This is a genomic window from Streptomyces sp. NPDC001970 (genome assembly GCF_053594115.1).
Window position 1 is genome coordinate 1 of sequence record NZ_JBSFDW010000006.1, and the last position, 23,289, is coordinate 23,289.

The 23,289-nt window shown below is 71.1% G+C and carries 17 protein-coding genes and 2 pseudogenes; 11 read left to right on the plus strand and 8 right to left on the minus strand.

The window, feature by feature from the left end; all coding sequences use genetic code 11:
* Positions 1–144: 144 nt before the first annotated feature.
* Positions 145–1,080 (minus strand): D-alanyl-D-alanine carboxypeptidase family protein, encoded by a 936-nt coding sequence (locus tag ACWCP0_RS09635; RefSeq protein WP_451078306.1) that lies wholly within the window; start codon positions 1,078–1,080, stop codon positions 145–147.
* Positions 1,081–1,260: 180 nt separating this feature from the next.
* Here ACWCP0_RS09635 and ACWCP0_RS09640 point away from each other — a divergent pair, with 180 nt between their 5' ends.
* Both ACWCP0_RS09640 and ACWCP0_RS09645 read left to right on the plus strand, forming a co-directional pair.
* Positions 1,261–1,899: a GntR family transcriptional regulator gene (locus ACWCP0_RS09640; protein WP_451078307.1), complete on the plus strand. Its 639-nt coding sequence runs from the start codon at positions 1,261–1,263 to the stop codon at positions 1,897–1,899.
* Positions 1,896–3,197, plus strand: coding sequence for an MFS transporter (locus ACWCP0_RS09645; protein ID WP_451078308.1), 1,302 nt, complete (start codon positions 1,896–1,898; stop codon positions 3,195–3,197). The genes ACWCP0_RS09640 and ACWCP0_RS09645 overlap by 4 nt, the downstream gene beginning before the upstream one ends.
* Positions 3,198–3,297: 100 nt before the next feature.
* Here the strand turns inward: ACWCP0_RS09645 and ACWCP0_RS09650 are convergent, their stop codons facing one another.
* Complete coding sequence (locus tag ACWCP0_RS09650) at positions 3,298–4,122, minus strand: maleylpyruvate isomerase family mycothiol-dependent enzyme (protein ID WP_451078309.1); 825 nt, start codon at positions 4,120–4,122, stop codon at positions 3,298–3,300.
* A 164-nt stretch (positions 4,123–4,286) separates the two neighbouring features.
* Here ACWCP0_RS09650 and ACWCP0_RS09655 point away from each other — a divergent pair, with 164 nt between their 5' ends.
* Together ACWCP0_RS09655 and ACWCP0_RS09660 are read left to right on the plus strand one after the other, a co-directional pair.
* Entirely contained in the window at positions 4,287–5,099 is an 813-nt protein-coding gene (locus ACWCP0_RS09655; RefSeq protein WP_451078310.1) for a carbon-nitrogen family hydrolase, read from the plus strand.
* 78 nt (positions 5,100–5,177) lie between these two features.
* Positions 5,178–5,987, plus strand: a complete 810-nt coding sequence (locus ACWCP0_RS09660) for a nucleotidyltransferase domain-containing protein (RefSeq protein WP_451078311.1) — start codon at positions 5,178–5,180, stop codon at positions 5,985–5,987.
* A gap of 9 nt (positions 5,988–5,996) precedes the next feature.
* Here ACWCP0_RS09660 and ACWCP0_RS09665 read toward each other — a convergent pair whose 3' ends face one another.
* Complete coding sequence (locus ACWCP0_RS09665) at positions 5,997–6,488, minus strand: LURP-one-related/scramblase family protein (protein WP_451078312.1); 492 nt, start codon at positions 6,486–6,488, stop codon at positions 5,997–5,999.
* A gap of 38 nt (positions 6,489–6,526) precedes the next feature.
* Between ACWCP0_RS09665 and ACWCP0_RS09670 the strand changes: the two genes are divergently transcribed.
* Entirely contained in the window at positions 6,527–8,296 is a 1,770-nt protein-coding gene (locus tag ACWCP0_RS09670) for an NHL domain-containing thioredoxin family protein (RefSeq protein WP_451078313.1), read from the plus strand.
* Between the two features lie 279 nt (positions 8,297–8,575).
* Here ACWCP0_RS09670 and ACWCP0_RS09675 read toward each other — a convergent pair whose 3' ends face one another.
* Together ACWCP0_RS09675 and ACWCP0_RS09680 are read right to left on the minus strand one after the other, a co-directional pair.
* Complete coding sequence (locus tag ACWCP0_RS09675) at positions 8,576–9,877, minus strand: M18 family aminopeptidase (RefSeq protein ID WP_451078314.1); 1,302 nt, start codon at positions 9,875–9,877, stop codon at positions 8,576–8,578.
* Positions 9,878–10,081: 204 nt separating this feature from the next.
* The gene (locus tag ACWCP0_RS09680) at positions 10,082–11,908 is read right to left on the minus strand and encodes an acyl-CoA dehydrogenase (RefSeq protein WP_451078315.1); all 1,827 of its coding nucleotides are present in this window, start codon (positions 11,906–11,908) and stop codon (positions 10,082–10,084) included.
* Between the two features lie 392 nt (positions 11,909–12,300).
* Between ACWCP0_RS09680 and ACWCP0_RS09685 the strand changes: the two genes are divergently transcribed.
* From ACWCP0_RS09685 to ACWCP0_RS09695, 3 genes are all read left to right on the plus strand, one after another.
* The gene (locus tag ACWCP0_RS09685; RefSeq protein ID WP_351228009.1) at positions 12,301–12,804 is read left to right on the plus strand and encodes an SseB family protein; all 504 of its coding nucleotides are present in this window, start codon (positions 12,301–12,303) and stop codon (positions 12,802–12,804) included.
* Positions 12,805–12,929: 125 nt separating this feature from the next.
* Positions 12,930–13,886, plus strand: a complete 957-nt coding sequence (locus ACWCP0_RS09690; protein WP_451078316.1) for a pirin family protein — start codon at positions 12,930–12,932, stop codon at positions 13,884–13,886.
* 224 nt (positions 13,887–14,110) lie between these two features.
* Positions 14,111–15,184: an AI-2E family transporter gene (locus tag ACWCP0_RS09695; RefSeq protein WP_451078317.1), complete on the plus strand. Its 1,074-nt coding sequence runs from the start codon at positions 14,111–14,113 to the stop codon at positions 15,182–15,184.
* On the opposite strand, the pseudogene ACWCP0_RS09700 reads toward ACWCP0_RS09695, so the two are convergent.
* Positions 15,106–16,515: pseudogene (locus tag ACWCP0_RS09700) on the minus strand (GAF domain-containing protein). The gene ACWCP0_RS09695 and the pseudogene ACWCP0_RS09700 sit on opposite strands and share 79 nt — an antisense overlap.
* A 182-nt stretch (positions 16,516–16,697) precedes the next feature.
* Here ACWCP0_RS09700 and aspS point away from each other — a divergent pair.
* Together aspS and ACWCP0_RS09710 are read left to right on the plus strand one after the other, a co-directional pair.
* Positions 16,698–18,485 (plus strand): aspartate--tRNA ligase, encoded by a 1,788-nt coding sequence (gene aspS, locus ACWCP0_RS09705; RefSeq protein ID WP_451078318.1) that lies wholly within the window; start codon positions 16,698–16,700, stop codon positions 18,483–18,485.
* A gap of 205 nt (positions 18,486–18,690) precedes the next feature.
* Positions 18,691–19,452: a L,D-transpeptidase family protein gene (locus ACWCP0_RS09710; protein ID WP_451078319.1), complete on the plus strand. Its 762-nt coding sequence runs from the start codon at positions 18,691–18,693 to the stop codon at positions 19,450–19,452.
* A gap of 180 nt (positions 19,453–19,632) precedes the next feature.
* Here the strand turns inward: ACWCP0_RS09710 and metG are convergent, their stop codons facing one another.
* A complete protein-coding gene (gene metG / locus ACWCP0_RS09715; RefSeq protein ID WP_451078320.1) occupies positions 19,633–21,249 on the minus strand; it encodes a methionine--tRNA ligase in 1,617 nt (538 codons plus the stop codon).
* Between the two features lie 102 nt (positions 21,250–21,351).
* On the opposite strand from metG, the pseudogene ACWCP0_RS09720 reads away from it, so the two are divergent.
* Positions 21,352–21,603 (plus strand): annotated as a pseudogene (locus tag ACWCP0_RS09720) (response regulator); the annotation flags it as partial.
* A 53-nt stretch (positions 21,604–21,656) separates the two neighbouring features.
* Here the strand turns inward: ACWCP0_RS09720 and ACWCP0_RS09725 are convergent.
* Positions 21,657–23,289 (minus strand): VWA domain-containing protein (locus tag ACWCP0_RS09725; RefSeq protein ID WP_451078321.1); only part of this gene is annotated, 1,633 nt, incomplete at its 5' end.

Consider the following 23,289-nt stretch of genomic DNA (forward strand, 5'->3'; position numbering starts at 1 on the left):
CCCCGCCGCCCGCCCGCCGCCCCCCCGCCTCGGGGGGGGCCGGCGCGGGTGTTCTCCGCCTCGTTGGGCGCCCGGGGGGGGGGGGGGGGCGCCCCCCCCCCCCCCGCACCCCGGGGAGAGCGCGTTCGGTCGAGCGCCGCGCGATCAGTCGCGCTGTGCGCCCTGCGGCAGCTTCCGCAGCTGCATCGTGCCGGCGGTGGTGGTGCCGAAGCCGTAGTCCAGCATCTTCGCCGCGTCGGTGTAGCGGTTGGAGTCGTTCAGGACGACACCGATGAGGGTCTTCGTGCCGCGGGTGGCCGCGAAGACGAGGCAGGGGCCGGCCGGCGTGTTCGTGCCGGTCTTGAGGCCGTTGGCGCCGCTGTAGGAGCCGAGCAGCTGGTTCGTGTTGTACCAGGTGTACGTGCGGGTGCCGCCGGTGCTCGTCTTCGCGGAGGCCTTGTAGGAGGTCGCCTTGACGACGGCACGGAAGTTGACGTTGTTCATCGCGTAACGGGCGATCTTCGCCAGCTCGCGCGGGGTGGTGTAGTTGTTGCCCGTCGTCGAGTTGCCGTCGAACGAGTCGAACTTCGTGTTCTTCAGGCCCAGCTCGGTGGCCTTCGCGTTCATCTTGCCGATGAAGGACTGGACACGGGCAGTGCGGGTGGTGCCGGTGCCGTAGGTCTCGGCGAGGGCCATGGCCGCGTCGCAGCCGGACGGCAGCATGGTCGCGTAGAGCAGCTGGCGCACGGTGAGGACGTCACCGCTGCGCAGGTCCGCGGTGCTGGCTCCCTTGGCCGTCACGTAGTCGCGGTAGGCCTGCTTGGACGTCACCTTCTGGTCGAGGTTGACGCCCGGGGTGGACAGCACCACGGCGGCCGTCATGATCTTCGTCGTGCTGGCCATCTGGCGCCTGGTGTCCGCGCTCTTGTTGTACAGCGGCGTGCCGTCCGAGCTGACCATCATGTACGCGCCGCCGGCGGAGACGGTCGGCGCGGTGGCCGCCTGGGCGGGCGAAGCGGCCATCGGCGAGACGGTCAGCAGGACGCCGGATGCGAGGGTGACCGCGGCGGCTCTGCGCACGCCCGTGAAGCTGTAGTTCAAAGGGAACGCTCCGAGTTCGCGTAAGTGCTGAAAGGTGTCTGTGGGGCCCGAGGGAAACCAGGGCCCACGAACGAGACACATGAGGGTGGCAGAAGGATGTACGGAACCCGAAAAGTTCTCCGCATCCTGCATCGTGGACACGACTTCTGGATGCACCCCTGTTGTATCTAAGCTGTGCGCATGCCCGCCGCACCCGCCGCCGAACGTGTCTACACGCACATCAAGCAGGCGGTTCTCGACCGCCGTTACAAGGGCGGAACGCTCCTCACCGAAGGCGAGCTCGCCGAGGCCGTCGGCGTGTCCAGGACCCCGGTGCGCGAGGCCCTGCTGAAGCTGGAGATGGAAGGGCTGCTCAAGCTCTACCCGAAGAAGGGCGCGCTCGTCCTCGCCGTCTCCGCACAGGAGATATCGGACGTCATCGAAACCCGGATGCTGGTCGAGGAGTTCGCCGTCCGCAGGGCCGTGCCCGCGCCGCCCTCGCTCGTCGAGCGGCTGGAGGAGCTCGTGGAGCGGCAGCGGCAGCACGCCGAGGCCGGCGACCTCGCCGCCGTCTCCGCGACCGACCGAGCGTTCCACGCCGAGATCGTGCGCAACGCCGGCAACGAGATCCTCTCCCGCCTCTACGACCAGCTGCGCGACCGCCAGCTGCGCATGGGCGTCGCCCTGATGCACGCACAGCCCGACCGTGTCACCAAGAACATCACCGAGCACGCCGACATGCTGGACGCCATCAGAACCGGTGACACCGAGGCCGCGGCGGCCTGTGTGCACCGGCACCTGAGCTGGGTCAAGGTGCTGGTGCGGGGTGAGGAGCGATGACCGCCGCCGCCGTGTCCCTGCCGGGCGATCCACCCGGGGGCCGCCGCGCCTACACCGTCTGGGGCATCGGCGTCGCCGTCTACTTCGTCGCCGTCATCTTCCGTACGTCCCTGGGCGTCGCGGGCCTCGACGCCGCCGACCGCTTCGACATCAACGCCTCCGCCCTCTCCACCTTCTCCATCCTCCAACTGCTCGTGTACGCGGGCATGCAGATCCCCGTCGGCCTCATGGTCGACCGGCTCGGCACCAAGAAGGTCCTCACCCTCGGCGTCGTCCTGTTCACCGCGGGACAGCTCGGCTTCGCGCTCTCCCCCTCCTACGGCATGGCCCTCGCCTCCCGCGCACTGCTCGGCTGCGGCGACGCGATGACCTTCATCAGCGTGCTGCGGCTCGGCTCGCGCTGGTTCCCCGCGCGACGGGGACCGCTGATAGCCCAGATCGCCGCACTGTTCGGCGTGGCGGGCAACCTCGTCTCGACCATCCTCATCTCGCGGCTGCTGCACGGACTCGGCTGGACCGCGACGTTCGCCGGGAGCGCGGCCGCCGGCGTGATCGTCCTCGTCCTGATGCTGCTCTTCCTCAAGGACCACCCCGAGGGCCACGAGCCCGCCCCGGCGACGCATGCCGGGGCCGCCTTCGTCCGCAGGCAGATCGCCGAGTCCTGGAGCGAGCCCGGCACCCGGCTGGGCATGTGGGTGCACTTCACCACGCAGTTCCCCGCCATGGTGTTCCTGCTGCTGTGGGGGCTGCCGTTCCTCGTCGAGGCGCAAGGACTGTCCCGGGAGACCGCGGGCGAACTGCTCACGCTCGTGGTCGTCGCGAACATGGTCGTGGGCCTCGTCTACGGACAGGTCATCGCCCGGCACCATGCCGCAAGGGCACCGCTGGCACTCGGCACGGTGGGGCTGACGGCCGCGGTGTGGGGCGCCACCCTTGCGTACCCCGGTGAACAGGCGCCGATGTGGCTGCTCATCACCCTGTGCACGGTGCTCGGCTCCTGCGGGCCCGCCTCGATGATCGGCTTCGACTTCGCCCGCCCCGCGAATCCGCCGGGACGGCAGGGCACGGCGTCCGGGATCGTCAACATGGGCGGTTTCACCGCCTCGATGACCACGTTGCTCGCCGTCGGCGTGCTGCTGGACGCGACCGGCGACAACTACCGGATCGCGTTCTCGTCCGTCTTCGTGCTGGAGACGCTGGGCATGATCCAGATCCTGCGGCTGCGGGCGCGCACGGTGCGGCGCGAGCGGGAACGGCTCGTGGCGAGCCGCGTGGAGGCTGTGCACGTACCGGTGTGAGCGGGCGTCACTCAGGCGACGCGGCCACGACGGCGCGGTGCCGCCGGCGCGCCGCCGCGGGGCCCTCGGGACGGCCCCGCCCGCGCCGCGCCTGCATCGGTTACGGCGTGATCGCGAACGAGTCCAGGATCGCCCCGGCCAGATCCGCGTCGCCCTCGACCTTGATCCGGTCGGCGACGGCCGCGGGCCTGACCCGGCCGGCGGCGAGCCGTACGTACGTCTCCCAGTCCAGCGCCAACGTCACGGCCGGGCCCAGCGAGGGAGCGCCGTCGATCGTGCCGTGTCCGTCCGCGTCGACGCGGACGGTCCGCAGGAAGTCCACGGGCCCGCTGACGTCGAAGACGACCGCCGAGTTCGGCGGGGCGCCCGCGTCCTTGGCGACGACCTTCGGCAGGATCGCGAGGAAGTTGTCACGGGCGACGAGGGCGCCGGGGGAGTCCAGGTTGCCCGGCTTGCCGAGCGTCGTCCGCAGATCCTGCTCGTGCACCCAGATGTCGAAGGCCCGCATCTGGTACGCCAGTTCCAGCGTCTGCTCGGCACCGAGCGGGGCGCGGACCATGGTCTCGGGCGAACGGCTCTCGTTCCGCAGCTGCCGGTTGCGCCGGATGATCGTGTACTCCAGCTCGGCGGTCATCTCGGGCGCCGTGTGGTGACGGCGCACATCGACCTGCATCTCCATGTAGCGCGAGAACTCACTGCGTACGTGGTAGAGATCGCGGGGCAGGGTGTGGATCGGCCTCGGGTCACCGAGCATCTCGCACTCCATGCCGATGACATGCGACACGATGTCGCGCACCGACCATCCGGGGCACGGGGTCGCGCGGTTCCACTCGCCTTCCACGAGCGGCTGCACCAGCTCGGATATCGCTTCGACGGAGTGGGCCCAGGCGTCGGCGTAGGTCTGGAGACTGGGATGGACGGTCACGGAACCCCTCGGCGGTTGTGCGCGGGCTGGGTGCTGGGCAGCTGTGGGGGTCCGGGGGTGGCCCCCCGGGAGAGAACAGTACGCTGCCTGTGGGCACCCCGGCAGTGCTTTCGTGTGACGATCGTAGGCCGTGCAGACGGCTCGAATGCCAGGACGGTGGTAGTGTGCGCGCCTCGCTGATCCAGATCGCAGTAGACCCGGGCGAATCGGTCGAATCCCGCAGGCAGCGAGCCGCGTCTCTCGTGCGCGAGCAGGCCGGCGCCGACGTCGTCGTGCTGCCCGAGCTGTGGCCGGTGGGAGCCTTCGCGTACGAGCTTTTCGCGACGGAGGCGGAGCCGCTCGAAGGCCCGACGTACGAGGTGATGTCCAAGGCGGCGAGCGACGCGGGCGTCTGGCTGCACGCAGGCTCCGTCGTCGAACGGGCGTCCGGCACGGGCTCCGCCGCGAGTGACGGCCCGCTCTACAACACCTCCCTGGTCTTCTCCCCCACCGGCGAGCTCGCCCGGGTCTACCGCAAGATCCACCGCTTCGGCTTCGACAAGGGCGAGGCGGTGATGATGGCCGCGGGCACCGAGCTCGTCACCGTCCCGCTGCCCGACGCCACGCTCGGCCTCGCCACCTGCTACGACCTCCGCTTCCCCGAACTCTTCCGGGGCCTCGTCGACGCGGGCGCGGACGTCCTCGTCGTCGCGGCCGGCTGGCCCGAGCGCCGTCGCGCCCACTGGACCCTCCTCGCGCAGGCCCGCGCCGTCGAGAACCAGGCGTACGTCCTCGCCGTCGGCAGCTCCGGCACCCACGCGGGCGTCGAACAGGCCGGCCACAGCATCGTCGTCGACCCCTGGGGCAAGGTCCTCGCGGAGGCGGGCGCGGCGGAGGAGGTCCTCACGGTCGACCTCGACCCGTCGAAGGTCGCCACGACCCGCGAGCAGTTCCCGGCCCTCAAGGACCGCGTGCTGGGTCTCCCGGCACCGCGGTGAGCACGCCGCGGAGCGTGTCGTGGTGAGCCTGTCCTGGTGAGCGCGTCCTGGTGAGCGCGTCGTGGTGAGTGCGTCGTGGTGAGCGCGTCGCGCGGGCTGGACCGCGACGGGACGATCGCCCGCGAGGGCGCGCCGAGCCGGGTGCCGGACGCCTTCGTGCCCGTCGTGGCGGCTGCCCGCGCACGGATCGCCGAGACCTTCGGGAGCACCCGGCTGCACAGCGCCTACCTCTACGGCAGCGTCCCCCGCGGCACCGCCACCCCTGGCGTCTCCGACCTCGACCTCCTCCTCGCCCTGCACGCGGAACCCACCGGAACCGACCGCGCCGACGCAGGGAGGATCGAGGCCACGCTCGACGACGCGTTCCCCGAGATCGCCGGCGTCGGCATCCTCCTGCACAGCACCCGCACCCTGCTCGGCGACCTCGAACGCCACGACCTCGGCTTCTTCGTCGCCTGCCTCTGCACCCCGCTGCTCGGCACCGACCTCGCCGCGCGACTGCCCCGGTACCGGCCCACCTCCCTGCTGGCCCGCGAGACGAACGGCGACCTCGCCCTCGTGCTCCCGCGCTGGAGCGTCCGCGCGGCCGCGGCCCGCACGGCCCCCGAACGCGAAGCCCTCAGCCGCTTCGCCGCCCGACGCCTCGTCCGCACCGGCTTCACCCTGGTCATGCCCCGCTGGGCCGGCTGGACCAGCGACCTCACCGAGTCCGCCGCCGTCTTCGGCCGCTACTACCCCGAGCGCGCCGAGCACATGCGCACCGCCGCGACCCTCGCGCGCAGCCCCTCCGCGGACCCGACGGCCCTCTCCCTGCTCATCGACGACCTCGGCCCCTGGCTCGCCGCCGAATACACCGCCGTGCACGGCGAGAAGGCGCCGCGCCCCTGAGCACCGCGCTCAGCCCTCCCGTTCCCGCTCCGCCATCCGGATCACACACACGGCGACCGCGATCAGCAGTGCCGCGTCCGCGTCCTCGCGCACGACGTCCACCGCGTACGTGTCCCTGACCGTGAGCCACCTGCGCGAGACGGCGGCCAGCAGCTCCCCGTCGTACTCGATCGCGAACTCCCGGTCCAGGATCTTCCCGCCGACATCCAGCTCCGTCCAGTCGGCGAGCCTCACCCGGAAGTGGTTCCGCAGCAGTGACAGCCGCTTTCGCCGCACGACGGCCAGGGACTCCTGGTCCCGCTCGATCGTCATCGCGTCGCGCAGGCCGAACAGCTTCTGCCGCAGTGTGATCAGCACCCGCCCGGCCGGGTCCTTCAGTTCCAGCGTGTCCCGCAGCCGCAGCGCCTTGCCGTCGACGAGAAAGGCGTGGCGGCCGCGATCGTCGTCGATCCAGTAGTCGTCGCCGACGGCGAAGATCTTGTCGCGTACGAGGTACCTCATGCGGAATGCGTACCTGCCGGGTGCGGTTGGATGGAGGTATGGCTACACGTGCACGCGTTCGGGCCCCCGAGCTGATCGGCAAGGGCGGCTGGCTGAACACCGGAGACAAAGACCTCAGCCTCGCCGACCTCCGAGGACGCATCGTCGTGCTCGACTTCTGGACATTCTGCTGCATCAACTGTCTGCACGTCCTGGACGAGCTCCGCGAGCTCGAGGAGAAGCACCGGGACACCCTGGTGATGATCGGTGTGCATTCGCCGAAATTCGTGCACGAGGCCGAGCACCAGGCCGTCGCCGACGCGGTCGAGCGGTACGAGGTGCATCACCCCGTCCTGGACGACCCCGAGCTCGCGACGTGGAAGCAGTACGCCGTGCGGGCCTGGCCGACGCTCGTCGTGGTCGATCCCGAGGGGTACGTGGTCGCGCAGCACGCCGGTGAGGGGCATGCGCATGCCATCGAGCGGCTGGTGGAGGAGCTGGAGGCGGAGCACGGGGCGAAGGGGACGCTGCGGCGCGGGGACGGGCCGTACGTGCCGCCGGAGCCGGTCGCGACCGATCTGCGGTTCCCCGGGAAGGCCGTGGTGCTGCCGTCGGGGAACTTCCTGGTGTCCGACTCGACCCGGCATGAGCTGGTCGAGCTGGAGGCGGACGGCGAGACCGTCGTGCGGCGGATCGGGGACGAGGAGTTCAGGGAGCCGCAGGGGCTCGCGCTGCTGCCCGACGGCAAGGTGATCGTCGCCGACACCGTGAACCACGCGCTGCGCACGTACGACCCGGAGAGCGGCGCGATCGAGATCGTCGCCGGGACCGGGCGGCAGTGGCGGCAGGGGTCGCCGACGTCGGGTCCGGCCCGCGAGGTGGATCTGTCGTCACCGTGGGACGTGGCCTGGTGGCAGGGCAAGGTGTGGATCGCGATGGCCGGCGTCCACCAGCTGTGGACGTACGACCCCGAGGCGGGGACGGTCCAGGTGGCCGCAGGTACGACCAACGAGGGGCTCGTCGACGGGCCGGCGGCCGAGGCGTGGTTCGCGCAGCCGTCCGGCCTCGCCGCCACCGACGACCGGCTGTGGATCGCGGACTCGGAGACGTCCGCGCTGCGCTGGATCGACACCGACGGGGTCGTCCACACCGCCGTCGGCACCGGGCTGTTCGACTTCGGGCACCGGGACGGGGCCGCGGAGCAGGCGCTGCTGCAGCACCCGCTCGGCGTGACCGCACTGCCGGACGGCTCGGTCGCGGTGTCCGACACGTACAACCACGCGCTGCGCCGCTACGACCCGGTGAGCGGCGAGGTCACGACCCTCGCCACCGATCTGCGTGAGCCGTCGGGCGCCGTCCTCGCCGGGGACTACATCGTGGTCGTCGAATCGGCCCGCCACCGGTTGACGCGGCTGCGGCTGCCCGAGGAGGCGGTACGTGTCGAGGCGGTCGCTCACCGCACCCAGCGCGCCGCGACGGAGGTCGCTCCGGGGACGCTGCGGTTGGACGTCGTCTTCCAGGCCCCGGCCGGGCAGAAGCTGGACACCCGCTACGGGCCCTCGACGCGGCTGCTCGTCTCCTCGACCCCGCCGGAGCTGCTGACCGCGGGCGAGGGCGCGGGCACCGACCTGTTCCGGGAGCTGGAGCTGAACCCCGCGGTGACGGAGGGCGTCCTGCACGTCTCGGCGATGGCGGCGTCCTGCGACGACGACCCGGCGAACGAGTACCCGGCCTGCCATGTGCACCAGCAGGACTGGGGCGTTCCGGTCCGGGTGACGGCCGACGGCGCCACCCGGCTGCCGCTCGTCCTCGCGGGGATGGACGCCTGAGGCACCCCCTGGCGCACCAGCCCCTGGCGGGTCGAGGGCTTGCCCGCCGCGCCGTCGAGGCAGCCGGCCATCCACAGCCCTGGGCTGTGGGTGGCCTTGCGGCCGCGGAGTCCTTCGGACTCCATGCGTGCACATCCCCCGGCCGGCAGCTCCTTCGTCCGCTCGCCCTCGACGTCGGTCTGCCGGATGCGGTTGCCCGCGATGTATCCGGCCTCGTACGCGACGTCGTCGGCCCACGGCGGGCGGGGCGCGCCGTACGCCGCGTTCGTCGCGGGGGCGTCAGCCCTCCAGGAACGCCACCAGCGCGTTCGCCAGCAGATACGGGTCGTCCGCGCCGCACAGCTCACGGACGCTGTGCATCGACAGGATGGCGACCCCGATGTCGACGGTCCGGATTCCGTGCCGCGCCGCGGTGATCGGGCCGATCGTCGTGCCGCACGGCATCGCGTTGTTGGAGACAAACGTCTGCCACGGCACACCGGCGCGCTCGCACGCCGCCGCGAACACGGCGCGGCCGCTGCCGTCCGTCGCGTACCGCTGGTTGACGTTGACCTTCAGGATCGGGCCGCCGTTCGCGCGCGGGTGGTGCGTCGGGTCGTGGCGTTCCGCGTAGTTGGGGTGCACGGCGTGTCCGGTGTCGGAGGAGAGACAGACCGTGCCGGCGAAGGCGCGGGCCCGGTCCTCGTACGTACCGCCGCGCGCGAAGACCGAGCGCTCCAGGACCGATCCGAGCAGCGGTCCGTCCGCGCCGGTGTCCGCCTGGGAGCCGTTCTCCTCGTGGTCGAAGGCGGCGAGTACGGGGATGTACGGCAGTCCCTCGCGGCCGGACAGGGCGGCGAGTGCCGCCGTACCCGCGTGCACGGACAGCAGGTTGTCCATGCGCGGCCCGGCGACGAGTTCGCGGTCGCGGCCGAGGTAGGCGGGCGCCTCCAGGGCGTGGGTCATGAGGTCCCAGCCGGTGACGTCCCCGGCGGCGAGCCCCGACTCCTCCTCCAGGAAGGAGATGAGGTCGCGCTCGCCGACGGAGTTGCCGAGGCCCCAGATGGGCTGCATGTGCTTCTGCTTGTCGAGCTGCAGGCCCTTCTCGTGGATCGAGCGGTCCATGTGAATGGCCAGCTGGGGCACGCGCAGCAGCGGGCGGTCGATGTTGACCAGGCGGGTCGTGCCGTCGCGCAGCGAGAGCCGGCCGGCGAGGCCGAGGTCGCGGTCGAGCCAGGAGTTGAGCAGCGGCCCTCCGTAGATCTCGACGGCGATCTGCCGCCAGCCGTGCGCGCCCATGTCGGGCTGCGGCTTGACGCGCAGGTTCGGCGAGTCGGTGTGGGCACCGACGATCCGGAAGGGGGTGTGCGGCGCCGCGCCCTCGGGGACGTACCAGGCGACGATCGCCCCGCCCCGCAGCACGTACTTCCCGCCGCTCGTCCCGTCCCAGGCGTCGGTCTCCTCGACCTGCCGGAATCCGGCCTTCTCCAGGCGCGCGGCGGCGTTCGCCACGGCGTGGTACGGCGACGGGGAGGCCGCCAGGAAGGACATGAGGTCGTCGGTGTGGCCACGCTCGAAGCGGGAGGGTGCGCTGGTGCTCATGGTGTTCACCTTAACGACGGAACGGGGCCCGCTCCCGGGAAGGGAAGCGGGCCCCGTGCGAGGAGGCACTGCGGAGTCCGTACGTCCGCGTTTTCCGGATGGACTCCGGAGGGCTTCCGGACGGATTCCGGGCGGGTCTCGGACCGGCCGTGACCGGAGTCCGTTCGGGTTCCGGACCGAACCCGAGCGGACTCCTCGTGCGGACTAGAACGCGGCCTCGTCCAGCTCCATCAGCTCGTTGTCGACGCCCTCGGCGATCTCGCGGGCGAGGGAGACGCCCGGCAGGACGTTCGCGGCGAAGAACGTCGCGGCGGCGATCTTGCCCTGGTAGAAGGTCTTGTCCTTGGCGGAGGCCGACTCCAGCTTCTCGGCGGCGACGGCCGCGCCGCGCAGCAGCAGGTAGCCGACGACGACGTCGCCGGAGGCCATCAGCAGGCGGGTGGTGTTGAGGCCGACCTTGTAGATGTTCTTGACGTCCTCGCCGGTGGCGGTGAGGTCGGTCAGCATCCGGCCGACGATCGCCTCCAGATCGACGGCGGCCTTGGCGAGCGCGTCACGGGCGCCGGCCAGCTCGTCGCCGCCGGTGCCGACCGCGAGGAACTTCTTGATCTCCTCGGCGAGCGCGTTCAGCGACTGGCCCTGGTCACGGACGATCTTCCGGAAGAAGAAGTCCTGGCCCTGGATGGCCGTGGTGCCCTCGTAGAGGGTGTCGATCTTGGCGTCCCGGATGTACTGCTCGATCGGGTACTCCTGCAGGTAGCCGGAGCCGCCGAAGGTCTGCAGGGACTGGGCCAGCTGCTCGTACGCCTTCTCGGAGCCGTAGCCCTTGACGATCGGCAGCAGCAGGTCGTTCAGGCCGTGCAGGGACTTCGCGTCCTCGCCGGCGGCCTCCTTGAGGGCGATCTCGTCCTGCACCGCGGCGGTGTAGAGGACGAGGGAGCGCATGCCCTCCGCGTACGCCTTCTGCGTCATGAGCGAGCGGCGCACATCGGGGTGGTGCGTGATGGTGACCTTGGGCGCGGTCTTGTCCATGAACTGCGAGAGGTCAGAGCCCTGGACGCGCTCCTTGGCGTACTCCAGCGCGTTCAGGTAACCCGTGGACAGGGTCGAGATCGCCTTCGTGCCGACCATCATGCGGGCGAACTCGATGATCATGAACATCTGGCGGATGCCGTCGTGCTTGTCGCCGATCAGCCAGCCCTTGGCGGGGTGCCGGTCGCCGAACGTCATCTCGCAGGTGTTGGAAGCCTTGAGGCCCATCTTGTGCTCGACGTTCGTCGCGTAGACGCCGTTGCGCTCGCCGAGCTCGCCGGTCTCCCAGTCGAAGTGGAACTTCGGCACGAGGAAAAGGGAGAGGCCCTTGGTGCCGGGGCCGTGGCCCTCGGGGCGCGCCAGCACGTAGTGGAAGATGTTCTCCGACATGTCGTGCTCACCGGATGTGATGAAGCGCTTCACGCCCTCGATGTGCCAGGAGCCGTCCTCCTGCTGCACGGCCTTCGTCCGGCCGGCACCGACGTCCGAGCCGGCGTCCGGCTCGGTGAGGACCATGGTGGAGCCCCACTGCTTCTCGACCGCGATCTGCGCGACCTTCTTCTGCGCCTCGTTGCCCTCGGTGAAGAGGATCCCGGCGAAGGCCGGACCCGAGGAGTACATCCATATCGCCGGGTTCGAGCCGAGCACCAGCTCCGCGTAGGCCCAGATCAGGGAGCGGGGGGACGTGGTCCCGCCGATCTCCTCGGGCAGGCCGAGGCGCCAGTACTCGGAGTCCATGAAGGCCTGGTAGCTCTTCCTGAACGACGCGGGGACCGGCGCGGTGTTGGTCTCGGGGTCGAAGACCGGCGGGTTGCGGTCGGCGTCCTCGTAGGACTCGGCGAGGTCGTTCTCCGCGAGGCGGGCGATCTCGTCGAGGATGCTCTTGGCGGTCTCGACGTCCATCTCCGCGAACGGGCCGGTGCCGTACAGCTTGTCGCGTCCGAGGACCTCGAAGAGGTTGAACTCGATGTCGCGGAGATTCGACTTGTAGTGCCCCATGGCGACGGCTCCGTAAGGATCGGGGAGGCAGGGTTCCTCGTGCGGCAGTACATCTACTACCAGCAGGTAGCCACGATGATGCTACCCGTCGGTAATAAGACGCAACCCCGACCGGACATCTGTGACGCGTCCCGCACGTCCGGACGCTCGGGAGCCGGTTGCCGGTCCCGTCGAGGGGCGGTACCCGCGCTGAATGCGGGGGATCCTGGCCGTCGTGTGTCCGCAGGGGCCCGGGTGCCGGAGGGCGAGGGCGTGGCCGGGTTCACGGCCACGGGTCAACCCTGTTCACGGCATCGGCGGGGCCGGTGCCGGTACGCAGGTTCGCTGCGCCCCTACGGGGGAAGGGCTGGGGCCGGGCCCGGCGGCGGCCCCGGATCGGTAGGCTTGCGTCCATGTACGGCTACGACCAGAACCCCGGTGCTCAGCAGCACTACGGCGCCCCGCCGCAGCAGCCGATGCCCGGTGCCGGCATGCCGGGGGGTGGTTACGGCGAGCAGGTGCCCGGGTACGGCCAGCAGCCGCTGTATCCCGAGCCGTCGCCGCCGTCGCTCGCGGACGCGGTGCGGGCCTTCACGACGGGATCGCTGTCCGCCGAGGACTTCCAGCAGATCTTCGCGACGTCGAAGGTGTACTGTCCGCGCGGCGACAACCCCGGATTCCTGGCGCTGCACAACACGCAGCAGCCGGTGATCCCGATGTTCACGTCGCTCAAGGAGCTGCGGCGGTACGCAGGCAAGGAGTCCAAGTACTTCGTGATCACCGGTGCGGAGGTGATCGATCTGCTGCCGACCGGGTACGGCTTCGTCCTGGACATGGAGGGCGATCACCGGATGGTGTTCGACGCGAAGGCCGTGGAGCAGATGGTCGACTTCGCGATGCGTCGCATGTACGGATGAGCTGCCGTGCGGCCGAACGCGGCCGTCGTGACTCGCGCCCGGGAATGGATCCCGGGCGTTTTCGCGTTCAGGGTGGCAAGAAGTTCAGTCTTCAACTAAACTCGGTCGCACAAGGAGGTCCCGCCATGCCTGCAGTGACTGTCGAGAATCCGCTCACCCTGCCGCGCGTCGCCGCGCCCGCCGATGCCCAGGCGCGTCCCGTGCTCGCCGTGACCACGGCGCCCAGCGGGTTCGAGGGGGAGGGCTTCCCCGTGCGACGTGCGTTCGCGGGGATCAACTACAAACACCTCGACCCGTTCATCATGATGGACCAGATGGGCGAGGTGGAGTACGCGCCCGGCGAGCCCAAGGGCACGCCGTGGCACCCCCACCGCGGCTTCGAGACCGTGACGTACATCATCGACGGCGTCTTCGACCACCAGGACTCCAACGGCGGTGGCGGCACCATCACCAACGGGGACACCCAGTGGATGACCGCGGGCGCCGGCCTCCTGCACATCGAGGCGCCGCCGGAGTCGCTCGTCATGTCCGGCGGCCTCTTCCACGGTCTGCAGCTGTGGGTGAACCTGCCGGCCAAGGACAAGATGATGCCTCCGCGGTACCAGGACATCCGCGGCGGCCAGGTCCAGCTGCTGACCAGCCCCGACGGCGGCGCCCTGCTGCGCGTCATCGCCGGTGAGCTGGACGGCCACCAGGGCCCCGGCATCACGCACACGCCGATCAGCATGGTCCACGCGACCCTGCGCCCCGGCGCCGAGATCAATCTGCCGTGGCGCGAGGACTTCAACAGCCTGGTGTACGTCCTCGCCGGTCGCGGCAGCGTCGGCTCGGACCGCCGACCGGTCCACAGCGGCCAGACCGCCGTCTTCGGCGCGGGCTCCTCGCTGACCGTCCGTGCCGACGAGAAGCAGGACTCGAACACGCCGGACCTGGAGGTCGTGCTGCTCGGCGGACAGCCGATCCGCGAGCCCATGGCGCACTACGGGCCGTTCGTCATGAACACCCGCGAGGAGCTCCAGCAGGCCTTCGAGGACTTCCAGAAGGGCCGGCTCGGGACCATCCCGGCCGTTCACGGTATGTGAGACACCCCGCGATCCGGTGCCGAAGCGGTGCCGGAAGCGGTGCCGGGCTCGGACGCCGTCCAGGCGACCGTGCCCGGCCCGCCGCCTGCCGGGCGCGGTGACCGGGCATCTGATGAGGTGTCACCCGTCCGGCCCGGGCGGGCGCGCCGTCGCGCACCGCAGATGATCGACTGGGTGCCGTGCCCCCGCCGCAGCCCACCCCTCAGCCGCTTCTCCCCGCACCCGTGAGACGTCTCGCCGCCTGGTGCGGGGTCGCGCTGCTCGTCGCCGGGGTCGCCGCCGTCGGGGTGTGGCTGATCACCGTCTTCAAGACGGCCGTGGTCCCCGTGCTGCTCGCGCTGCTCGGCACCGCGCTCCTCGGCCCTCTGCACCGGCGGCTCGTCGGGATGAAGGTGCGGCGTTCCCTCGCCGCCGGGCTGACCTGCGTCGCCGTGGTCGCCGTCGTCGGCGGGGCCATGTACATCGTGGTCAACGCGCTGATCGAGAGCGGGGACCAGATCGTCTCCTCGCTCAGGCGGGCCGCGGCGGATCTCACGAAGTACTTCGGCGCCGCCGGGACCTCCCTGGACGACCTGGCGGCCAACTCCAAGGACCTGCTGACCAAGTTCGGCGGGACGGCCGCGTCCGGGGTGATCTCCGGTATCAGCGTCGTCGCCGAGCTGATCGCGATCGCCGTCCTCGCGCTGCTGCTGATCTTCTTCTTCCTCCGTGACTCCGACCGAGCGGTCACCACCCTGCGCGCGCTCGTGCCCCGTTCCGCGGGCGACATGGCGGAGGCGATGGCACGACGGGCCTTCGGGGCCGTCGAGGGCTTCATGCGCGGGACGACGTTCATCGCGCTGATCGACGCCATCTGCATCACCGTCGGGCTGCTGATCCTGCGGGTGCCCGGCGCGATCGGCCTCGGCGCGCTCGTCTTCGTCTTCGCCTACATCCCGTACCTGGGGGCGTTCATCTCCGGCGCGCTCGCCGTGCTCGTGGCGCTCGCCGACCGCGGGTTCGTGATCGCGCTCTGGGCGCTCGGCGTCGTCCTCGCCGTACAGGTGCTGGAGGGCCACGTCCTGCAGCCGATGATCCAGAGCCGCACCGTGCAGATGCACCCGGTGGTCGTGATGCTGGCGATCACCGCCGGGGCGGGCATCGCCGGGATCCTCGGGATGCTCATGGCCGTGCCCCTGACCGCCGCCGCGTTCGGGGTGGTCGGTGAGCTGCGCAAGCGCTACGAATCCGTCGGCGAGCCCACCGAGGGACCCGGCGGCACCGCCTCCGGGGCGCCCTCCGGCGGACCCGGCTCGTAGAGCTCGAACCAGATCGACTTGCCGTCGCCCCGCGGATCCACGCCCCGCGAGCATCTCCATCAGCACCAGACCCCGCCCGGACGACGCCATCTCGCCGGGATGCCGCCTGTGCGGCGGCTCGTCGCTGGCGTCCGAGACCTCGACCCGTAGCCGCCGGCTCCCGTGCTCACCCGCCGCCTCCGCCACCAGCAGCACGTCGCCGTCGGTGTGCACGAGCACATTGGTGACCATCTCGGAGACCAACAGCACCGCCGAGTCGACCTGCTCCCCGTCCGCCCGGTCGTGCAGCCGATCGCGCATCTGCTGCCGGGCGGCCGAGAGCCGCTCCGGCTCGGCCTGGGCGATGGCGAGGACGGTGCCGCCACCGACACGCCCGGGATGCCCGGCCCCAGGCTCGGCATCATCGAGCGCTGCAGGCAGCGCGACAGCTCCCGCTCGTTCTCGGCGAACCCGGCCCGGGCGAGGGCCTGCGCCAGCATCCGCGCGACGGTGGTGAGCACGGACCGCTCGTCGGGCGTGAAGGCGACGGGATGACGGAAGGCCGCCTTCCAGGCGCCCATCGTGCGGCCCGAGACGATCAGAGGGACGAAGGCCCAGGAGCGGCGGCCGAAGCGCTCGACGACCGGCCAGACCAGCGGGTAGCGGCGGCGGTACTCCCCGGGCGTCGGGATGTAGAGGGCCCGGCCGGTGCGGATGACCTCGGCGGCCGGGTACTCGGTGTCCAGCGGTATGTCGGCGAACGGGCCGCCGTCGGCCGGGTCGTACCCTTGCTGCCCGAGGACCTTCAGCCGGCCGCCCTCGGTCCCGAAGACGGCGAGACCGTCCGGGGAGAAGCCCGGCATCGACAGGGACGCGGCGACCCGCAGCACCTCCGCTGTCGACCGGGCCTCGGCCAGCGCCCGGCCCGCGTCCAGCAGGAACGCCTCACGGGAGCGGCGCCGGTCGCCGGTGACGGGGGTGCGCGCGGCGGACGTGCCGGGGTGGGGCTCGGCGACCTCCTGGAGGGTGCCGGTCAGCTGGTAGTCGCCGCCCTCGATGACCTGCTCGGAGCGGCTGCGCACGGTGCGCAGCACCCGGCCCGTGTCGTCCACGACGCGTAGCCGGGCCTCGGCGAGGGTGCCCTCGGCGAGGGCGAGATTCACGATGCCGTAGATCTCGTTCCAGTCGACAGGGTGGAAGCGGGAGCGCACGGTGGTCACGGGGACGGTGCCGGCTTCGGGGGCCAGCCCCAGCAGCCGGGCGGCCTCGGCGTCGAGGGTGACGGTCCCGGAGGCGTTGTCCCAGCTCCACAGGCCGGTCGCGAGCGCGGCCAGGACGTCCTCGGTGCGTATTTTCCTACTGATATTCACGTCTCGTGGGCATTTACCTGCCGGGGTACCGGCGCCTCCCCTGCCGGGCCCGGGCACGGCAGGGCGCGGCCGACGCGTATTCCGGCAAGGGGGAACCCGGGCCGGACGGTAACCTGGGTGGGTCTGCCCCCATCTCCCTCGCGACGAAGACTGGATGAACGACGATGCATCGGTACAGGTCCCACACCTGCGGCGAGCTCCGCGCCTCTGACGTCGGCACAGATGTCCGGCTGAGCGGCTGGCTGCACAATCGCCGAGACCTGGGCGGCATCCTCTTCATCGATCTGCGCGACCACTACGGTCTGGTCCAGCTGGTCGCCCGCCCCGGCACCCCCGCCAACGAGGCGCTCAGCCACATCACCAAGGAGTCCGTCGTCCGCGTCGACGGCAAGGTCTCCGCCCGTGGCGCAGAGAACGTCAACCCGGAGCTGCCCACCGGCCAGATCGAGATCGAGGTCACCGACGTCGAGGTGCTCGGCGCCTCCGCCCAGGTGCCCTTCACGATCAACACGGACGACGGTGTCAACGAGGAGCGGCGTCTGGAGCACCGTTTCCTGGACCTGCGCCGCGAGCGCATGCACCGCAACATCATGCTGCGCACCGCCGTCATCTCCGCCATCCGGCACAAGATGACCGCGCTCGGCTTCAACGAGATGGCCACCCCGATCCTCACCGCGAGCTCCCCCGAGGGCGCCCGCGACTTCCTGGTGCCGTCCCGCCTCAACCCCGGCAAGTTCTACGCGCTGCCGCAGGCCCCGCAGCAGTTCAAGCAGCTGCTGATGATCGCGGGCTTCGACCGCTACTTCCAGATCGCGCCCTGCTTCCGCGACGAGGACGCCCGCGCCGACCGCTCGCCGGGCGAGTTCTACCAGCTCGACATCGAGATGTCCTTCGTCGAGCAGGAGGACGTCTTCCAGCCGGTCGAGAAGCTGATGACCGAGCTCTTCGAGGAGTTCGGCGGCGGCCGCCACGTCACCTCGCCGTTCCCGCGGATCCCGTTCCGCGAGGCGATGCTCAAGTACGGCTCCGACAAGCCGGACCTCCGTGCCCAGCTGGAGCTCGCCGACATCTCCGACGTCTTCGAGGGCTCCGAGTTCAAGGCCTTCGCGGGCAAGCACGTACGCGCCCTTCCGGTGCCGGCCGTGCAGGACCAGCCGCGGAAGTTCTTCGACCAGCTCGGCGAGTACGCGGTCGAGCAGGGCGCCAAGGGCCTCGCCTGGGTGCGCGTCGGCGACGACGGCGCGCTGTCCGGCCCGATCGCCAAGTTCCTCACCGAGGAGAACGTCAAGGTCCTCACCGAGCGCCTGGGCCTCAAGCCCGGCCACGCGGTGTTCTTCGGCGCCGGGGACTCCGAAGAGGTCTCCAAGATCATGGGCGCGGTGCGGGTCGAGGCCGCGCGCCGTGCGGGCCACTTCGAGGAGAACGTCTTCCGCTTCTGCTGGATCGTCGACTTCCCGATGTACGAGCGGGACGCGGAGACCGGCAAGATCGACTTCTCGCACAACCCGTTCTCCATGCCACAGGGCGGCCTCGAGGCCCTGGAGACCCAGGACCCGCTGGACATTCTCGGCTGGCAGTACGACATCGTCTGCAACGGCGTCGAGCTGTCCTCCGGCGCGATCCGTAACCACGAGCCCGAGATCATGTTCAAGGCCTTCGAGATCGCGGGCTACGACCGGGAGACCGTGGAGCAGGAGTTCTCCGGCATGCTCCGCGCCTTCCAGTACGGCGCCCCGCCGCACGGCGGCATCGCCCCGGGCGTCGACCGCATCGTGATGCTGCTGGCCGACGAGCCGAACATCCGCGAGACGATCGCCTTCCCGCTCAACCAGAACGCGCAGGACCTGCTCATGGGCGCGCCCGCGGAGGTCGACGAGGCCCGTCTCAAGGAGCTCCACATCAGTGTCTACAAGGGTCCGGCGAAGCCGACGCCGTACAAGCCCACCAAGTAGGCACACCACGTGAGGCGATAGGCCGCACGGGAGCCGCACGTAAGGGCCCGGAACCGAAAGGTTCCGGGCCCTTACGCGTTCTCGCGTAATCCGGGCTCCTTTTCGTGCTCCTTCCGAGTCGTTCGCGCGGCGGGAAGGACGGCGGGCGGCCCGAACGGGAAGGGAGGGCAGGGACAGGTGTAGGACCACGAGAGGACATGGCGCAGTGCTCAGCACCGTACTGACCAGAGCAGCGGCAGCAGGGACGGCTGCCGGACTGCTGGCCGCCGGACTGCTGCTCGGGGGCTGCGCGAAACCCACGCCGCCGCGCCCGGCGCCGGGGCCGCCGCACCCGCAGGCCGCCAACGGGAAGGCCGTCCCGGCGCGGCCCGCCGAGATCCCGGGGCTCGGTCCGGCGACCCGCGGCTTCGTCCCGGACGACACCACCCAGGCCGTCGTCGTGAGCGGCGACGCGCGGGACTCCACCCACTCCACGGTCGTCCTGTACGAGCGCGACCGGACGAAGGGCTGGCAGCGCGCCGCAGGGGACTGGCCTGCCCACAACGCGCTGAAGGGCTGGACCGACGAGCACTGGGCCGGCGACCACCGCTCACCGATCGGGGTCTTCGGGCTCACGGACGCGGGGGGCCGGCTGGCGGACCCGGGCGCGAAGCTGCCGTACTACCAGGCCGCGGGCTTCTCCACGGACGGCACCGGCTTCCTCGGGGAGCCGCTGGACGGTTCCTTCGACTACGTCGTCGCCATCAACTACAACCGCTGGCCCGGTACGTCGCCGCTCTACGACGAGGGCAGGCGGCCCATGGGGTGGGACCGGGGCGGCGGGGTCTGGATCCACGTCGACCATGCAGGGCCCACGCAGGCGTGCGTGTCGCTGTCGCGGGAGCACATGCGGGAGCTGCTGCGGTGGCTGGACCCGGAGAAGGAACCGGTGGTGGTGATGGGGGACGCCGCGTCGCTGGCGCGGTGACGCGGGTGGCGTCCCGGGCGGGGTGTCTGCGGCGGGCTCTGCCCCCGCCCCGCCCCTTCCGAGTCCGGGGCTCCGCCCCGGACTCCGTGGACGCGCCGGGTGCGCCGGCGTGTCCGTCCTCGATCGCCGGACGGGCTCGGGACGAACCCGTCCGGCGATCGAGCAGCACGTGCGAAGGCGTCAGTCCTTCTTCGGCTCCTCCAGACGCGGGAACAGCACCGCGCCCTTCGTCACCGTCGAGCCGGCCGGGAGACGGCCCCAGGACGCCGCGTCCTGGACACGCTGGTCCGCCAGGGCGCCCAGGGACACCTCGGCGCCGAGCGAGTCCCAGAGCTTCTGGGAGGTGTCCGGCATGACGGCGTTCAGCAGGACCGCCACGGCCCGCAGGGACTCGGCCGCCGTGTAGAGGATGGTCGCGAGGCGGGCCTTGCCCTCCTCCGAGTCGTCCTTGGCGACCTTCCACGGCTCCTGCTCCGTGATGTAGCCGTTGACCTGCTTCACGAAGTCGAAGACCGCCAGGATGCCGCCCTGGAAGTCCAGCTCCTCGCCGATCCGCCGGTCGGCCTCGGCCACGGCCTTGGCCAGGCCCTCCTGGACCGCCTTCTCGGCCTCGCCGTTCGCCGCCGCCTCCGGCAGCGAGCCGCCGAAGTACTTGCCGACCATGGCGGCGACGCGCGACGCCAGGTTGCCGTAGTCGTTGGCGAGCTCGCTCGTGTAGCGGGCGGTGAAGTCCTCCCACGAGAACGAGCCGTCCTGGCCGAACGCGATCGCGCGCAGGAAGTACCAGCGGTAGGCGTCCACGCCGAAGTGCGAGGTCAGGTCCTGCGGCTTGATGCCGGTCAGGTTCGACTTCGACATCTTCTCGCCGCCGACCATCAGCCAGCCGTTGGCCGCGATCTTCCCGGGCACCGGCAGGCCCTGCGCCATCAGCATCGCCGGCCAGATGATCGCGTGGAAGCGGAGGATGTCCTTGCCGACGAGGTGCACGTTCGCCGGGAAGGTCTCCTCGAACTTCGCCGGGTTCTCGTTGTAGCCGACCGCCGTCGCGTAGTTCAGCAGGGCGTCGACCCACACGTAGATGACGTGCTTCTCGTCCCACGGGATCGGGATGCCCCAGTCGAAGGTCGAGCGCGAGATCGACAGGTCCTGCAGGCCCTGCTTCACGAAGTTCACGACTTCGTTGCGGGCCGACTCGGGCTGGATGAAGCCGGGGTTCTCCGCGTAGAACTCCAGCAGCTTCGGGCCGTACTCGCTGAGCTTGAAGAAGTAGTTCTCCTCCTTGAGGATCTCCACCGGCTTCTTGTGCACAGGGCACAGCTTCTGCCCGGTGTACTCGCCCTCGCCGTCCAGCAGCTCGCCGGGGAGCTTGTACTCCTCACAGCCCACGCAGTACGGGCCCTCGTACCCGCCCTGGTAGATCTCGCCCTTGTCGTACAGGTCCTGCACGAACTCCTGGACGCGGTCCGTGTGCCGCTTCTCCGTCGTACGGATGAAGTCGTCGTTCGCGATCTCCAGGTGCTCCCAGAGGGGCTTCCACGCCTCCTCCACGAGCTTGTCGCACCACTCCTGCGGGGTGACGCCGTTCGCCTCCGCGGTGCGCATGATCTTCTGACCGTGCTCGTCCGTGCCGGTGAGGTACCACACCTTCTCGCCGCGCTGACGGTGCCAGCGCGTGAGCACGTCGCCTGCGACGGTCGTGTAGGCGTGGCCCAGGTGAGGAGCGTCGTTGACGTAGTAGATGGGGGTCGAGACGTAGAAAGCCTTCGTCCCCTGCTTCTCGGATCCAGTGGCCGCCATGGTCGAAATCCTAACGGCCGCCGGAAGATCGACTCACACCCAATGGATCCGGGCCGTCCCGCGGAGACGTTCCCGAAACATCCCGTCCGATAAGAAGAGGGCATGCGGGTACTGGTCGCGGAGGACGAGGAAGCGCTGGCGGAGCTGGTCGCCACCGGGCTGCGGCGGGCCGGTTTCGCCGTCGACACCGTGCACAGCGGCGACGCCGCGCAGGCGTATCCGGGGCTGCACGACTACGACGTCGTCGTCCTCGACCGCGAGCTGCCGCGCGCGCACGGGGACGACGTCGCCCGCGCCCTGGTCGCCTCCGCGTCGTGCCGGACCCGGATCCTGATGCTGGCGGAGCCGGGCGCGGAGGGCGGGCTCGTGGTGCGGGTGAGCCTGCCCTCCGCCGTCCCCGGCGCGGTTTAGCGGTCCAGCGGTCCGGCGGCCCGGCTGCTGCGGCTGTTCAGCCACTTCGGGAAGGCGCCGAGGAGGCCCTCGTAGAGCTCCGTGTCGGTGAGCTCGCGGGGGTCGGGGCCGGCGTGGAAGAACGCGGCGTTGGCGGCGTCCTGGTCCGCGTCGACCTTGCGGAGGAAGTCGAAGCCCTTGGCGTCGTACTCCCCGAACGCCACGAACTGCCAGAAGATCGGCTTCGCGGCGGCGTCCGCCAGGGCCTGCTTGGCGGGCTGCTTGGCGTCCGGCGGGCCGTCGGTCTGGAAGACGACGAGGGCGGGTCCGTCGCTGCCGGACTTCTCGTGGTGCTCGACGACCTCCTCGACGGCACGGTGGTAGCTGGTGCGCCCCATGTGGCCGAGGCCTGCGTGCAGTTCGTCCACGCGGCCCTCGTGGTCGGTGAGCGTCAGCTGCCCGGTCCCGTCGATGTCGGTCGAGAAGAACACGACGTGCACGGTCGCAGCCTCGTCGAGGTGCGCGGCGAGGGCGAGGACCTGCTCGCCGAGCTGCTGCGCGCTGCCGTCCTTGTAGTACGGCCGCATCGACCCGGACCGGTCCAGCACGAGATACACCGTGGCTCGCGCCCCGGCCACCCCGGTGTCCTTGAGCACGGTCCCGGCCGCCCGGTACGCCCCGACGAGCCCGGCGGCCCGCGTCTTGACCTGCGCGAGGGAGTGGGCGGGCTTTCCGGCGGGCTCGACATCGGCGTCGGCGTCGGCGTCGGAGTCGGTGTCGGTGCCTTCGCCTGCGGCGGGCGCGGCGGGCGTCGGCTCCGTGGTCGCCTGCGCCTCGGCGGCAGCGATCGCCTCCACGGCGGCGGCCTCGTCGCGCGCGGCGGGGATCGTCACCGCCTCGTCGGCGGAGGCGGCAGCTGCGACCGTCTCGGCCTCAACCTCAACCTCAACCTTGGCCTCGGCCTGGGGAGCGGCGTCCTGGGTGGGCGCGCTGTCGGCCTGGGTGGGGATGACCGCGACGGGCGTGCTGTCGCCGGCGGGCTTTCGAGCCTCCTGCTGTGCGTCGGTGTCGGCCTGCGGCGCCGCCGCGGTGTCGTCCACGGCGTCGGTGTCGGCGGGGGCGGCCGCCTCGGCACCGGCAGGCTCCTCGGCCGTGGCTGCGGGCTCCACAGCTGCGGGCTGGGCCTCCTCCGCCGTGCCGGCGTCCGCCGACTCGGCTTCGGCGAGGGCAGGGGGCTCGGGTGCCTCGTCGGCGGGGCTCTTCTCCGCATCGTCCGACGCCGCCTCGGCCGCCGCGCCTGCCCGGTCCGCGTCGCTCGCTTCCGCGGGCGCGGCGGGAGTCTCTTCGACCACCGTGCCGGTGTCGGCCGCGGCCTGCGCCGTGGACTCGTCCCGGCCCTCGGCGGGTGCGCTCGCCTCCGCGGTGTCCGCCGTGGCCACCTCGTCGCCTTCGACGTGCGCGTCCGCCGCCTCGACGGTGGCGTCCGCGTCCGCCTGCGCGGCGGTTTCGGTGCCGGTGTCGGTGGCCACGTGGTCCTTGGTGGGCTTCGCGTCGCGGGACTCAGCCGGCTTCGGCTCGGTGGCGGGCTCCGCGTCCGCCTGCGGGGCGGCCTCGGCGTCCGTGGTCGCGCGGTCCTTGGCGGGCTTCGCG

Coding starts and splice junctions, on each gene's coding strand:
- ACWCP0_RS09640 (WP_451078307.1), top strand. CDS start 1,261: ATGCCCGCCGCACCCGCCGCCGAACGTGTCTACACGCACATCAAGCAG.
- ACWCP0_RS09645 (WP_451078308.1), top strand. CDS start 1,896: ATGACCGCCGCCGCCGTGTCCCTGCCGGGCGATCCACCCGGGGGCCGC.
- ACWCP0_RS09665 (WP_451078312.1), bottom strand. CDS start 6,488: ATGAGGTACCTCGTACGCGACAAGATCTTCGCCGTCGGCGACGACTAC.
- ACWCP0_RS09670 (WP_451078313.1), top strand. CDS start 6,527: ATGGCTACACGTGCACGCGTTCGGGCCCCCGAGCTGATCGGCAAGGGC.
- ACWCP0_RS09675 (WP_451078314.1), bottom strand. CDS start 9,877: ATGAGCACCAGCGCACCCTCCCGCTTCGAGCGTGGCCACACCGACGAC.
- ACWCP0_RS09680 (WP_451078315.1), bottom strand. CDS start 11,908: ATGGGGCACTACAAGTCGAATCTCCGCGACATCGAGTTCAACCTCTTC.
- ACWCP0_RS09685 (WP_351228009.1), top strand. CDS start 12,301: ATGTACGGCTACGACCAGAACCCCGGTGCTCAGCAGCACTACGGCGCC.
- ACWCP0_RS09690 (WP_451078316.1), top strand. CDS start 12,930: ATGCCTGCAGTGACTGTCGAGAATCCGCTCACCCTGCCGCGCGTCGCC.
- aspS (WP_451078318.1), top strand. CDS start 16,698: ATGCATCGGTACAGGTCCCACACCTGCGGCGAGCTCCGCGCCTCTGAC.
- metG (WP_451078320.1), bottom strand. CDS start 21,249: ATGGCGGCCACTGGATCCGAGAAGCAGGGGACGAAGGCTTTCTACGTC.